This window comes from Floridaenema flaviceps BLCC-F50, assembly GCF_041929275.2.
GTDB lineage: Bacteria > Cyanobacteriota > Cyanobacteriia > Cyanobacteriales > Aerosakkonemataceae > Floridanema > Floridanema flaviceps.
Genome location: NZ_JBHFNR020000003.1, coordinates 539,781 through 552,892 on the forward strand (window position 1 = coordinate 539,781; position 13,112 = coordinate 552,892).

Annotated in this window: 13 protein-coding genes and 1 pseudogene; 2 read left to right on the forward strand and 12 right to left on the reverse strand. The window is 40.2% G+C overall.

The window, feature by feature from the left end; translation table 11 throughout:
• Positions 1 to 9: 9 nt before the first annotated feature.
• Complete coding sequence (locus ACE1CI_RS31535; RefSeq protein WP_413261249.1) at positions 10 to 291, reverse strand: hypothetical protein; 282 nt, start codon at positions 289 to 291, stop codon at positions 10 to 12.
• A gap of 243 nt (positions 292 to 534) precedes the next feature.
• On the opposite strand from ACE1CI_RS31535, the gene ACE1CI_RS31540 reads away from it, so the two are divergent.
• On the forward strand, positions 535 to 1,332 hold the full coding sequence (locus ACE1CI_RS31540) for a Uma2 family endonuclease (protein ID WP_413262085.1): 798 nt from the start codon (positions 535 to 537) through the stop codon (positions 1,330 to 1,332).
• A gap of 93 nt (positions 1,333 to 1,425) precedes the next feature.
• Positions 1,426 to 1,869, forward strand: a complete 444-nt coding sequence (locus tag ACE1CI_RS31545; RefSeq protein ID WP_413262084.1) for an aspartyl protease family protein — start codon at positions 1,426 to 1,428, stop codon at positions 1,867 to 1,869.
• Between the two features lie 17 nt (positions 1,870 to 1,886).
• Here ACE1CI_RS31545 and ACE1CI_RS31550 read toward each other — a convergent pair whose 3' ends face one another.
• The 11 genes and pseudogenes from ACE1CI_RS31550 to ACE1CI_RS31600 form a co-directional block, all read right to left on the reverse strand.
• Positions 1,887 to 2,078 (reverse strand): hypothetical protein, encoded by a 192-nt coding sequence (locus ACE1CI_RS31550; protein WP_413262083.1) that lies wholly within the window; start codon positions 2,076 to 2,078, stop codon positions 1,887 to 1,889.
• Positions 2,075 to 2,605 carry a hypothetical protein gene (locus tag ACE1CI_RS31555; RefSeq protein WP_496615960.1) on the reverse strand — a complete coding sequence of 177 codons (531 nt, stop codon included), beginning with the start codon at positions 2,603 to 2,605 and terminating at the stop codon, positions 2,075 to 2,077. Before ACE1CI_RS31555 ends, ACE1CI_RS31550 begins: the two co-directional genes overlap by 4 nt.
• Positions 2,602 to 3,069 (reverse strand): FG-GAP repeat protein, encoded by a 468-nt coding sequence (locus ACE1CI_RS31560; RefSeq protein ID WP_496615961.1) that lies wholly within the window; start codon positions 3,067 to 3,069, stop codon positions 2,602 to 2,604. The genes ACE1CI_RS31555 and ACE1CI_RS31560 overlap by 4 nt, the downstream gene beginning before the upstream one ends.
• Entirely contained in the window at positions 2,975 to 3,244 is a 270-nt protein-coding gene (locus ACE1CI_RS31565) for a LamG-like jellyroll fold domain-containing protein (protein ID WP_413262081.1), read from the reverse strand. Before ACE1CI_RS31565 ends, ACE1CI_RS31560 begins: the two co-directional genes overlap by 95 nt.
• On the reverse strand, positions 3,213 to 3,674 hold the full coding sequence (locus ACE1CI_RS31570; protein ID WP_496615962.1) for a LamG-like jellyroll fold domain-containing protein: 462 nt from the start codon (positions 3,672 to 3,674) through the stop codon (positions 3,213 to 3,215). The genes ACE1CI_RS31565 and ACE1CI_RS31570 overlap by 32 nt, the downstream gene beginning before the upstream one ends.
• 78 nt (positions 3,675 to 3,752) lie before the next feature.
• A pseudogene (locus ACE1CI_RS31575) lies at positions 3,753 to 3,938 on the reverse strand (AAA family ATPase); the annotation flags it as partial.
• A gap of 227 nt (positions 3,939 to 4,165) precedes the next feature.
• On the reverse strand, positions 4,166 to 5,989 hold the full coding sequence (locus ACE1CI_RS31580) for an ABC transporter ATP-binding protein/permease (RefSeq protein WP_413262077.1): 1,824 nt from the start codon (positions 5,987 to 5,989) through the stop codon (positions 4,166 to 4,168).
• 185 nt (positions 5,990 to 6,174) lie between these two features.
• The gene (locus ACE1CI_RS31585; protein ID WP_413262076.1) at positions 6,175 to 7,149 is read right to left on the reverse strand and encodes an MvdD family ATP-grasp ribosomal peptide maturase; all 975 of its coding nucleotides are present in this window, start codon (positions 7,147 to 7,149) and stop codon (positions 6,175 to 6,177) included.
• A gap of 20 nt (positions 7,150 to 7,169) precedes the next feature.
• Positions 7,170 to 8,147 (reverse strand): MvdC family ATP-grasp ribosomal peptide maturase, encoded by a 978-nt coding sequence (locus tag ACE1CI_RS31590; protein WP_413262075.1) that lies wholly within the window; start codon positions 8,145 to 8,147, stop codon positions 7,170 to 7,172.
• Between the two features lie 331 nt (positions 8,148 to 8,478).
• Positions 8,479 to 8,667 carry a microviridin/marinostatin family tricyclic proteinase inhibitor gene (locus ACE1CI_RS31595; protein ID WP_413262074.1) on the reverse strand — a complete coding sequence of 63 codons (189 nt, stop codon included), beginning with the start codon at positions 8,665 to 8,667 and terminating at the stop codon, positions 8,479 to 8,481.
• Between the two features lie 239 nt (positions 8,668 to 8,906).
• Positions 8,907 to 13,079 (reverse strand): non-ribosomal peptide synthetase, encoded by a 4,173-nt coding sequence (locus ACE1CI_RS31600; RefSeq protein WP_413262073.1) that lies wholly within the window; start codon positions 13,077 to 13,079, stop codon positions 8,907 to 8,909.
• Positions 13,080 to 13,112: the final 33 nt, after the last annotated feature.

Sequence of the window (13,112 nt, forward strand, 5' to 3'; positions counted from 1 at the left end):
GCTGGGATATTAATCGTTATAGCAACGACGCATTTCATCCAATAATTTATTCTGATAGCGTAAAAATTCTTGGCGGGATTCTTGAGAACGACGTTTATGATCTGCGTAAATTTCCTTACGTAAATCCTCAATTTCCTGAACTCGATTTTTGTGGTCGTTCAGGAATTGGTTTTGATGCCTGAGATATTCTCCATGCCATTCACGGTAGCGGCGATCGCCATCTCGAACCATCATTTGGCGATAATGTTCGCTAGACAGTAAATGTACTGGAATGTTGCTAAGATCCGCCATAGTTTAAACCCTCTTGCTTTATTTCTATTATCAGCTAACACTGTTCAATTAAGAGTAAAATTAAAAGCAGTTCTGCTTATTTTTAAAGAATTAGGTATGTTGTTGCGCTGAAGCGCTCTTATCCCATTTGTGAGAAGAGCGCTTCAGCGCAACAACGTACCTAGCGCTTCAGCGCAACAACGTACCTAGAAAGCAAGTGTAGGATAGAAATGTCCGAAAAAGGGCTACCTCACTTTAACAGCAATGTCAGAAACTACTTTACCTGCAACTCTGATTGAATCTCCGCCCACCCAAGCCGAACTTCCTTATGATGATGGTGAACCAATGGAAAGTGCAAGACACAAAGCGCAGATGGATTTGCTGATCGATGCTTTAATTCCTTGGTTGTCACAACGAGAGGATGGGTTTGTTGGTGGCAATATGTTTGTTTACTACAGTCTGGCACAGCTGCGAAACCAAGACTTTAAAGGGCCAGATTTTTTTGTGGTGTTGGGTGTGCCTAAAGGTGAACGCAGAAGTTGGGTTGTTTGGGAGGAAGGAAAAGCACCAGATGTCGTGATTGAGTTGCTTTCAAAAAGTACCGCTGCGGCAGATAAAAACGAGAAAAAGCTGATTTATCAAAACCAAATGCGGGTGCCGGAATATTTCTGGTATGACCCTTTTAATCCTGATGATTGGGCAGGTTTTTCGATTCAACAAAGAGTTTACCAACCTCTAATTCGTAACGATCGCAATCAACTACGGAGCGAATCTTTAGGATTAGCTTTGCAGCAATGGCAAGGAAATTATAAAGGGATTGATGCAATTTGGTTACGCTGGGCAACTTTGGAAGGAGAATTACTGCCAACGCCTGAAGAACTAGAACGCCAACACGCAGAACAAGAACGCCAACGCGCAGAACAGGAACGCCAACGCGCAGACAGGGTTGAGTCACAGTTATTACAAACTGCAAGCAATTTACTGGCAAAGGGAATGACGGTGGAACAGGTTGCCAGCGTTACAGGTTTGGATGTATCTGCGATCGAACAATTGCTCCCATAAGCATTAGAAACTGAATGAAAATCGAATTAATAACCTGAAAATCACAGTTATTCGTCATTCTTTAAGATAAAGTAACTCAAAGGAGAAATTGCAATGTACACCAGTTCCGACAAATCAATGGGTAAAGTTTTAGTTACGCTCACCATTACCAATCGTGCTGACCAGTCTGCTGCCGCAAGAGGATTTATTCCAACTGACCAAATACGTTCCATCACATTAGATAACGTTTTGGTAGATACGGGTGCAACTACATTATGCTTGCCATCGGAAGCGATCGCCCAACTCGGTCTTGAATTGCTCAAAGAAGTAGATGTTGCTACCGCAACTGGATTTAGTAAAGCCCGGATATTTCAAGATGCTAAAATATCCCTTTGCGATCGAGAAGGCACTTTTGAATGTTTGGAATTACCGGGTGGTAGAGATGCTTTAATTGGAGTAATTCCCTTAGAAGCTCTCGGTTTAGAACCTGATTTACGCAACCAAACTTTAAAAGTTTTACCCTCGGAATCAGCAGATACTTACTTAACAATTTTATAGTTACTAAAAAATGTTTGTTAATCAGGGCGTTTCCACTGTCTAATTAACCATTGTCTTCGAGCTTCATTTGCCAGCATTTTTGCGGTAGCACCTATGGCACGGGCGCGAGCGCTCTCTGATAAATCCAAATGGCTCAATGTTTGACAGGCGCGAAAACTGGCGATCGTTCCACTTGTCCGAACTTGCTTCATTGTCCGAATTCTAATCATCTTTTTGCCTCTCCACGTTTAGCAGAAAGCCGCTTTGTTGGTGGCGTATCTTTGAACAATTCTTGCAAAATCAATTTGGATTCACTTTGAGCAACTTTAGCACGAGACAGCAAAACGTCTTTGCAAATATCTTGAAAGTCATCATTATTCAACGCCACTGGAATACTCTCAGTGTGGCAAACTTTGGCGATAATTAAACAAGCTCTTAATCCAGAGGATTTCTCAGCTTGCGTGCGCTGACGATACTTTTTCACTAAGTCTACAATTAGTGAAGCATCTCCTCTCACCAATCCAGCTTTATGCACTAAAATTTCTTGCTGGGTTAGGTCGTCTGGCTCTGGAATATCAATTGTCACCATCCGATCCATTAGTGCGTCTTGAGTTTCATGAACTCCGCAATATTCTTCTGGATTAGAAGTAAAAATAGCACGAAATTCTGAATGCACTTTAATATATTCCTGACGTTGTGCCGCAGCTGGCAACACTAACATTTTTTCTTCTAATGCTGAAAGTAAGACATTGTTCACTTCCGGTCGGGACCACAATATTTGGCGCGATCGGGTTGTAATTTTTGTTTTAATTGCCAGACTCCTTGCTCTAATTTGTAAGCGTAAACAGTTCCTACACCAAAAACGCCGGAAACTGTAGTATTAACTGCGCCAACTAAAGCATATTCTCCCCAAACAGCGACAGAATAACCAAAGAGATCGTTAGTACCAAGTTGAGGAGATAAGAGTTTTTGGTGTTGTTTCCAAACTCCATTTTCTAAGCGATAAATGTAGGCACCACCAGGGCGTTTAATACCTGCTGATGCAAAGCGATCGCCACCACCAATGAAAGCATATTCGTTGGAAATTGCGATCGCATTCCCGAAGCATTGATCGGCATTTAGATCGCTAGGTTGAAGTTTCTGCCTTTGTTGCCATATAATACTTACTTTCTTGGTTGTGATAAAATGTTTCTGGTGCTGGTTTTGTAGCGAATAATTCACCGTTACGGTAGAATTTATACTCTTTCCCTGCTTTTACCCAAGTAATATGAACCCACTCATTTTCGGCTGTAAAAAAGTTATCTAAATTGCCCTTAAATTGTTGACCTGTGAGGTCGGAAGAGTCAAAATATAGTCCGGTTTTTTCAGGATTTAACCATTCTACCAGCACCTTCATTAAAAGGCCAATAACCAATAAGTCCTGATTCATTGCCCGTTAAATTTTCATACAAATTCGCTTGAATTTCATCTACACTCCGAGCGTAATTCCAAATCGCAAATTCGGCAATTTGTCCATCCCAAAAAGTGTCAGCTTTACCAATCCAGTAAGAGGAATGTTTATTAGTATAAAAGCTATCTGGTGCAGGTTTGGTAGCAAACAATTGACCGTTGCGATAAAACCTATATTCAATTCCTTGCTTCACCCAAGTAATGTGAATCCATTGGTCTTTAACTTCAAAAAAGTTATTTAATGGTTCACCATAACGTTTACCGTCGTTGTCATAAGAATCATAATGTAATGCTGAATTATTTGGAGATAACCACAATCCAGGTTTTCGGTATTGATCGCCTTGTTTTGAAATCTTCTGTGGTAATTTCGATCGCACTAGGATCGCTTAACCCTTGTGTACGATAACGACGGATTGCTTCTACCGCTGCTCGATCGCCTAACAAAGCTAAATCTGGGTGCGAATTCGACTGTTGCCAATGCCGGACGGACTATTACGAGGAATACTGCCGCTAGGAGGAATATTACTGAGCGATCGAGCATTTATTTGCACATCCGCTTTCAGTTCTCCTTTTTCCAGTTTTTCTTCCAAAGTTTTGGCTAATTCTAGTAAATCCTGAAAGCCTTTGAATAGGTCGCTCATCGCCTTTCCTCAACTCGCAGCCCGCAAGTTTTTGCATTATAGAAAGAGCATATCCGAAAATGTACCAAACTAATATTTCAAGATTTTTATTTATGTTTATCTAGGTTCATTTGAGTTTATCTTTTGTAAAATACTTCCCTGAAAGTTTGTTGTTGCGACTTCAGTCGTTGCGAGCACTAAAGTGCTCACAACAAACCTGAAAGTTTGTTGTTGCGACTTCAGTCGTTCTAACGAGTCAGGATGGTATTTACGCTGGATGTGCCATTAGATTTAGGATTAGTGGTCTTTGCTTTTTGTTGTTGATAATCAGAGATAGAAATAAGTTGCCATTGAGAATTTTCTCCTAACTCCAATACCCATTTATGGTAACTAAACAGGCTTTCTCGATGTCCTACACTAATAAAAGTTGTCTGAGTTGCTTGTAAATGTTGATATAAATTGCCTTCGTTTTTCAAATCTAACGCACTGGTGGCTTCATCTAATATGGTAAATCTGGGAGAAGTTATTAGTATTCGTGCAAAAGCAAGGCGTTGTTGTTCTCCCAAAGATAAGATATTTTCCCAAGGAACTTCTTTATCAAAACCTTCGATTCGTGGCAGTAAATTTTGCAAATTAACTTGTTCTAAAACAGCTTCGAGTTCTCGATCGCTCATTTCCCGATTAGTATTGGGATAAAGTAATTGTTCGCGCAAAGTTCCCAAAATTATGTAAGGTCGTTGCGGTAAAAATAACATATCTTCTAAAGGCGGTCGCACTAACCGACCACTTCCAGCATTCCACAAACCTGCGATCGCACGCAATAAAGAACTTTTCCCTCTGCCACTAGGCCCAACTATTAATAAACCTTCTCCCGCAGGTACAGAAAGTGATAAATGTTCTACTATCACTTGTTGATAATCAGGTGTTTGTAAAGTTAAATTCTCGAAAGCTAAACCATGTTCTTCTATAGTTTTAATCCTACTCACATTTTTGGGTTTTTGCTTAACAGATTCTAAGGCATTTGAGAATTCTGCTAACCGTTCAGCATAACTAGAAAATCGTCCTGAACTGCCAAATTCACTGATTAATTGTCCTAAAGCACTAGAGAAGAGAAAACTACATAAACTAGCTTGGTTAATTTCTCCAAAATCAATTTTTTCTGTGATAAATAAAGGTGTTAGTATAAACATTGAAAATACAGTAATAGCAGACTGATATCCTCTATTAAACATATCTTGACTTCTCTCCCAATTGAATCTGCGTTCAATAGTAGAGATGACATTATTAAATCTCCGCTCGATGATTTTTGCTTCTTCAGCCTCTCCCTGAAAAAACGCTATTGATTCCGCATGATTCCGAATATGAGTTAAACAATAATTGTAGTCGGCTCTAAATTTCAGTTCCTCTTGAGTAATCTTGTTCATTTCTTGATTCAAGTAAATGGCAATAAAGTTACCCGCTACCGTATAAATTACCAAAATAATTGTAATTGTTGGGGAAATTGACCAGAGAATTATTAAAAAAGTTACCATTTCCAGCCCTTTTTCCAGTAAAGTAGCTGAGAAACTGAGAAAATATCTAGTTATGGGTTCAATTTCTTGAGCTATACGTTGATCGGGGTTATCTAGTACAGATTTCAAGCTGATTTGATAATAGGCTTGATTGCTTAAGTATTTTTCTAAAATGTGATTATTCAGCCATTTATACCAATCAAGAGCAATTTTTTTTCTAACGAATCTAGAAAATGCGCCTAAGACAGCTACTACCACAATACCCATAGTGGAAATCCATAGCGTATCCAGATACTTAGAAAGGTCTTTTTCTTCAATAACAATATTGATTACATAGCGATTCCAGTAGCTATTAAATGTCGTTACGCTTACCAGAGAAACTATTAATAATATCAGTAAAAACAGCATTACCCAAGAGCTTATTACATCGGAAAACGCCCTTCCTTCTGCTTTGGTGGGATACCAATAAGGTTGAGCGATCGCTTTGACATCTTCCCAAAACTTAAAAAAACCGGAAGAAGTAGTCTCTGAGGCTTGATCGCGAACAACTTGAGTTTGCATATTCCAGAACTATTGAGTTTCTTGTTTTCATCGAACTAAAAGAAGCAAAGAGTCCGACGAAACTTATTATATCTGCATTTTAGGTAATTTCAAAACTAAAAGAAAAGTTCGTAGTAGCGACTTGGGTCGTATATTCCCTGAATAAAAGGACTAAAGTCCTCACAACGAACCAAATTTATTACAAGTTATTTTTTGACTAAAATTTCGGCAATTGCTTCAGAAATCGGGAAATTTGGCGAAAATGTTTCCATCCAAAAGAACTCGCCAACGGGATTAATTTCCAGGAATATATGGCGATCGTCCGGTGTAACAATAATATCGATCGCACCATAATTTAACCCAAAATAAGCCATGAGTTTCAGCAGCTTTTTCTCAACATCTTCCGGCAAATTGTAAGCTTCCCAATCTTTAACTAAAGCTCTACCTTCTTTGCGCCAATCATAAGTAGACCCCGCCAACTTTTGCGAATCTACTGCTGCTGTAAATACCCGATGTCCCACAATTGTTGTCCGTAATTCTAACGCCTTTGGCACATTTTCTTGAAACGTCATCGGACAAAAACGTAGTCCTGACAAATTTTCTAAATCTTCCTGTGTAACTAAACTGGTATACACAACTTGTTCTTGACCTTGCTCATCATAAATAGCAAAGGAAGAAAGCATTTTGGTAATAATACCCTGCTCCTGAAACTCTTGAGCAAATTGCTTCACTGCTTCTGGATTATTTGTAGTCAAAGTGCGGGGAGTACTCAGTCCAACTTCCCTGGCAATTTGCATCTGAAGTTGCTTATTTTTAGCCCGATCCACATTAGACATTTTATCAAAATGAAATGCTTTTAAACTAGCAATCATTCCCCTAACGCTAAGGCGACATTCTTCAATTGAAGCATCTCTAAATTGCCTATCCATCGACTGAGGAATTTTTGCCCCGTAACGCATCCGGCGATACCAAACTGAGGAAACTTCACTTAAATCTAGCTTTTCTTCGCCATCAGTAATAATTACTCGTTCACCATCACCATAATTAATATCTAGTAGCACTTCGGTAGGAAATCTATCTGTGTCAAAACGAAAAGCTTTTTCTCCTTTGGATTCGATCGCTTTCATTACCAAAGGAATACTTTCGTTGTCGTTGCTGTAAGTAATAATTAAAACTGTCATTTGATTGTATTAGATAAATGTTAGTCAATTAGAGCGTCTGCGATCGCACCTGAAATCGGCAAATCCAAATCTTTCTCCAACATTCCCCACTCTCCGATCGGATTAATTTCCAAAAACACATATTCTCCCGATGGTGTCACAATAAAATCAAACGCTCCAAACAGCAACCCAAATTTACCCATAAAAGCTTTAAGACAACAAACAATTTCTTCAGGAAGTTCGTGATGTTGCCATTTCCCAACATCAACACCCGGAGAACGCCAATCAACTTTCGCTCCTGCATAAACAGACGCATCTAGCGCCCCCACAAATACATTACCATTCACATACACCACCCGCAATTCCAACAGTTTAGGAATCTCTTCTTGAAAAACCATTGGACAATAACGCAGTGAATCAGCATCAAGTAAATCTTCCTCTTTAACCACACTAGTGTAAAGAAAAAAAGCAGGTTGTTCCATACTGCGGGAAAGAGAAGTTAACAACTTACTCACCATTTTTCCCTTAACTTGTTGAAAAAACTCCCTTGCTGTTTCCGCTTTATTAGTAACCAGAGTTTTAGGAATCACAAAACCTACTTCCTCAGCAACTCGCAGTTGACGCAACTTATTATTTGCAACATTAATTCGTTCTAAATTATCCACCCAACGAGCTTCTCTCAAGCTATCCCAAAAACCATCCAAAGTCGCCAGTGATTCTTTAATGCAAGCTTGGAGGAACTGAGGAGCTAATTCTTCACCCAATTTTGGCTCCCATATACGGCGCATCCACACAGCTTGCACCTGCTCTGTACTGATAGAATGCCCCCCATATTCCAACCTGTGATAACTTTTAGACCTGTCAAACTGTGCTGTTAATTGTACTTCCAGGGGAAACTTGTCAGTGTCGAAGCGAAATGGTTGCACCCCTTTTTTTGACAAAGCTTCTGCTACTCTATCTATTGTGAAGAAATCACCGCTGTGGGTAATTAATAAAACAACATCACGGGACAGGGGCATAAGATACTTCTTTTGAGGGTGTTCTTCGCTCGATATTTAGGAATTATCGCCAATCAATCATTTATCTTAATTTATTTGTGATTCTCACACTTTTAACTTTTATTTAGAAAAGCTACAAATATTAGCAAATATCCCCAACTCAATGATTACCATCTTAATTTTTTGTAGCTTTTCTTAAATCCTTGCTCCCAGACGATCGCCAAATTTCACTCTATTAGGAACGCACGATCTTACTATTTTAATTTTACTTTAAGATAGCAAAGATCATGCTTCCAAGAGTAGTTGACACTTGTGCGCTTTTACTCCTTGTTTTCCGAGCGAAAATCGGGATTTAAAAATCTTCCCAATCCGAAGGAAACTTGAAAGTAAATAGAAAAGGAGGAAGAGGAGGAGTTGGAGGAGTTGGAGTCGGTTCTTGTGGAGTTTCAGTTTCATCAGCCGAAGAAGATGAAATAGAATCATCTAAGAACCGAGCGAAAAAAGGTACAGCTTTGCTGTTTGTTCCTATTTCGTTAGACATGATATTTTTCCTTGCAAACTGCTTTGCCAACTTTAATTATCGATCGGTCAACTAAATTAGTCAAGCAAACTCTAAAAATTCCATTTTTTGCCTTAAACCAAATACTACAATTTAGAAAATCGACAAAAAACTTATTAAAAGAAACTCCTCACTTCCTGTGCTTTTCCTAATAAAGGAGGTGCGAAATCTTCAGCTTTTTTGGTAATATAAATAATCCGCCCCTTGGGGGCGGAATCTTTTTAGCCAACGAAAGTTGATTCCCGATTCTTGATTGTCAAAAGTGTCTGCTGGATGCAAGCGTTCAACCGTTCTGCTAAAACCTGAACATGGGGTAAACGCAGGATCGTAACATGGTTGCCTGGAACACAGTGGACATCCACTGGTCGGCTAGAAAAGGCATCCCAACCCAAAGCTTTCTCTCTAAAAAATTTTGAATATTCAAGAAGTTCCGGATCGGAAATCTCAGACTCATCCACCGCAAAAACGTCACTAGAACGAAATAAACTAATGGGGACTGGATAAAACAGTTCTGGGACATAAACAGTCATACTTTCAGCCCGGTAAATTTGCAACACCTCGGACAAATAACTTGGTTCAGCATCAGGAGGTAAAAGATCGGCCATTTTCAAGGAATCTAAAACATATTGAACTTGTGCCTCTGGAGCCAAAGATCGAAGTTGTTCAGCATCCAAATTTAACTCTTTACCATAGACAGCTTTCATGGAGTAATCAAAACTTATCATCCATGAAGCATCATCCATCTTTTCTAGCAGTTCCACGTAAGATCTTGGTATTGCCGCTGGTGCTGTAGTATCAAGAATAGCCAGCAGAGCCACCTCTTCTCCCCGATCGAGCAACTGTAGTGCCATTTCATAAGCTATTTTACCACCAAAAGAATGTCCAGCCAAAAAATATGGCCCTTGGGGTTGAAGCTTCTGCATTGCCTGAATGTAGTAAGCAGCTATTTCCTTCACATAGGAGATGCTTGTCAATTTCTGCTTGTAATAATTTGCTTGGAAACTATAGAGAGGTTGGTATGAAGGGAGACAACGGGCTAAGTTATACAAATAGAACGGATAGCCACCCGCACCGGGAACACAGAACAAAGGTGGATTAGAACCAAGAGACTGAATAGCTACCAAAGGAGAATCACTGAAAGTATCCACACCTTTTTGCAGCACAATTGCTAACTGTTCGATCGTAGGATTTTCAAACAGAGTAGTTAAAGGGATATCCTTACCAAAGTGTTCCTTAAGTTGAGCCATTAAGTAAGGAGCTAACAGAGAATGACCACCAAGGTCAAAAAAGTTATCTTTTACCCCCACAAGGTTAAGTTTGAGAATTGTTGACCAGATTTGTGAGAGCGTCACTTCTACGGGGTTCCGGGGTAAAACAAAGGTGTCCGAACTAGTGCGATCGGAAGGTTCGGGTAAAGCGCGACGATCGACTTTACCACTCGGAGTTAAAGGCAGAGTGTCCAATAACACAAAAGCACTCGGCACCATGTATTCTGGTAACTTCGCTTTTAGGTATTGCCGCAGTTCGTTGCTTGTCGGTGTCGCTGACGATTGCGATGTGATGTAAGCAACTAGCCGTTTATCTAGGGGTGTGTCTTCCCGGACAATCACCGCAGCCGCTTGAACTTGAGGATGTTGACTTAATAATGCTTCGATTTCACCCAATTCAATGCGGAAGCCGCGTATTTTTACTTGATTGTCAATCCGTCCCAAGTATTCGATGTTCCCATCCGGTAAATAGCGGGCTAAATCTCCGGTTTTGTAAAGTTTTGGGGGTTGGGGGGTAGGTGTTAGGGGTTGGGGAAATTCTTCTTCCCTACACCCTAACACCTGACCCCTATCCCCGAAGGGATTGGCGATGAATTTTTCACTAGTTAATTCTTTCCGGTTCAGGTAGCCTCGTGCTAAGGAAACACCGCCAATGTGCAATTCTCCAGGTACTCCGATTGGTACTGGCTGGAGATGGCTGTCCAGGATATAGATTTGGCTGTTGGCTATGGGGCGACCGATCGGTGGCAGTAAGGGCCAACTTTCTCCTGTCTGATTGAGGGTATAACTGGTAACTACATGACTCTCTGAAGGCCCATAATGATTGTGCAAAGTGCAATTGCTTTGCTGACTCAACCACTGGATAATTGCTGGTGTCATCTGTAGCTGTTCCCCTGCGGTGATGATTTCCCGCAGTTGCACTTCCGATTTACTCTCCGTCGCTACCTCTGCTAGCTGTTGTAAGCCGACAAAAGGTAGAAACAGTCTTTCTACTGCTTGTTGCGAGAGTAAATCTAATAAAGCTACAGGTTCGCGGCGTAATTGTTCACTAATCAAGAGCAATGTACCACCACTACACCAAGTTGAGAACATTTCTTGGCAAGAGACATCAAAGCTAATTGGCGCAAATTGCAGGGTTTTGCCTCCAGGCGAAATTGTCGAATTTTGCACTTGCCAAAGGATCAGATTCACCAAGGGTAGATGATTCATCGCTACCCCCTTGGGTTGACCTGTGGAACCAGAGGTATAAATTACATAAGCTAAGTTTTCTGGTTGGACATCACAGGTGGGATTGGTTGGACTATGCTGCGAAATTTCTGACCAGTCTGTATCCAAGCAAACTAAGTGTGCTGGATGTGTAGGTAGAGACGTTGTATACAACGTCTCTACGAATTTTTGTTGTGTCAGCAGCACTCTAATTTGTGAGTCTGACAACATCAAGTGTAAACGCTCAACTGGATACTCTGGATCTAGGGGAACATAAGCACCACCAGCTTTGAGAATTCCCAACACTCCCACAAGCATTTCGATCGAACGTTCCACACATAAGCCTACGGGCACATCTGCACCCACACCTAATGAGCGCAAATAATGTGCTAACTGATTGGCGCGATCGTTCAATTGGGAGTAAGTCAGTTGTTGAAAATCAAATACTACTGCTACTGATTGGGGTGTCTTCTCTACCTGTTGTTCAAACAACTGATGTAAACATCGATCGAGCGGATAATCTATTTGAGTATTGTTCCATTCAATTAACTGCTGTTGTTCAGTTGCAGTTAAGATTGGTAGTTGGGAAATCAGCGCTTCTGGATGGGCGACAATTCCTTCAAGCAAGGTGACAAAATGCCCTGCAATCCGCGTAATTGTACTAGCCTCAAACAAGTCAGTATTATATTGCCAACATAGTTGCAAAACTGATTGAGCTTCCATCACCGCTAAATTCAGATCGAAATCTGCACCGCGTTGATGTCCGAGTAAAAATGGCTCCATCTGAAGCACTTGTTCTTGACTATGTAATGAATTCTCTATTGGTTGACACCACCGATGCGATTGCCAGGTAAAAATCACTTGACATAAAGAAGGGCGACTGGGATCTCGCTCTGGAGCAAGTTTTTCTGTCAATCTAGAAAATGGATAGTCTTTATGTTTTTGACCCTCTTTTACAGTGTTACTAACTTGAGCCAGGAGTTCTGTAAATTTGATGTTTTTTTCTAGAAAAATTCGTAAGGGAACCAGATTAACGAAGTAGCCAATAATCGCTTTGAAATCTCCACTTCTATGCCCTCTCATTGGGCTTCCTATGAGGATGTCTTCTTGGTTAGTATAGCGATAAAGCAGCACGAAAAATGCAGTTAACAGAATTCCATAAAGGGTTTTACCAGAAGTTTGAGCCAAATTATTGAGTTTTTCAATTAACTGCTCTTCTAACCTAAAAAGATATGTTTCTCCTTGATAAGTCTGTCTGGGTGGGCGGGGTTTGTCTGGGAGCAAATTCAAAATAGGCAATTCGCCAGCTAATTGTTTTTTCCAGTATTGCCAATGTTTTTCTTCCCTCTCATCCGATAGCATTTCTGACTGCCATCGGACAAATTCTGTATATGATTTATTTTGGATTAAAGAGCCTTTAACACTATCTGCTTGTTCGATTTGGGCAGTATACAAAGCCTGAAATTCTTTCAGCAGTAAATCAAAAGACCACATATCACCCGCAATGTGGTGCATTGTTAGCAACAGAATATGATCTTTTTCAGAACAAGTAAACAAATTAATCCGCAAAACGGAATCTGTTTCTAGGTTAAATGGGCGGTCAGTTTCCGCAAATATCCTCTCCTTTAAATAATCTTCACTCCAGTGGGAAGCATCTATTAACTCAATACTCAATTCCTGTGCTTCATTAATTTGCTGGAGTGGTTTACCTTCATGACTAGTATATGTAGTTCGGAGAATAGGATGGCGTTCAACAATCTTATTCCATACAGTGATGAAGGCAGAAATATTTAAAGGTGAATTGATTTTGGCGGTGATAAATATATTATAGGCGACCCTCTCTGGAGCTATTTGGTAGAGCAACCATAAAGCTTGTTGACCAGATGAGAGCGGATAGGTTTCTGTTACTTTTGTGTTCATTTGAGTTCCTTAAAATCTTTTTTTTCCAAACTT

Bases quoted from the DNA above. Each gene is read 5' to 3' on its own strand.
- ACE1CI_RS31535 (WP_413261249.1), bottom strand. From the start codon at position 291: ATGGCGGATCTTAGCAACATTCCAGTACATTTACTGTCTAGCGAACAT.
- ACE1CI_RS31540 (WP_413262085.1), top strand. From the start codon at position 535: ATGTCAGAAACTACTTTACCTGCAACTCTGATTGAATCTCCGCCCACC.
- ACE1CI_RS31545 (WP_413262084.1), top strand. From the start codon at position 1,426: ATGTACACCAGTTCCGACAAATCAATGGGTAAAGTTTTAGTTACGCTC.
- ACE1CI_RS31550 (WP_413262083.1), bottom strand. From the start codon at position 2,078: ATGATTAGAATTCGGACAATGAAGCAAGTTCGGACAAGTGGAACGATC.
- ACE1CI_RS31565 (WP_413262081.1), bottom strand. From the start codon at position 3,244: ATGAAGGTGCTGGTAGAATGGTTAAATCCTGAAAAAACCGGACTATAT.
- ACE1CI_RS31580 (WP_413262077.1), bottom strand. From the start codon at position 5,989: ATGCAAACTCAAGTTGTTCGCGATCAAGCCTCAGAGACTACTTCTTCC.
- ACE1CI_RS31585 (WP_413262076.1), bottom strand. From the start codon at position 7,149: ATGACAGTTTTAATTATTACTTACAGCAACGACAACGAAAGTATTCCT.
- ACE1CI_RS31590 (WP_413262075.1), bottom strand. From the start codon at position 8,147: ATGCCCCTGTCCCGTGATGTTGTTTTATTAATTACCCACAGCGGTGAT.
- ACE1CI_RS31595 (WP_413262074.1), bottom strand. From the start codon at position 8,667: ATGTCTAACGAAATAGGAACAAACAGCAAAGCTGTACCTTTTTTCGCT.
- ACE1CI_RS31600 (WP_413262073.1), bottom strand. From the start codon at position 13,079: ATGAACACAAAAGTAACAGAAACCTATCCGCTCTCATCTGGTCAACAA.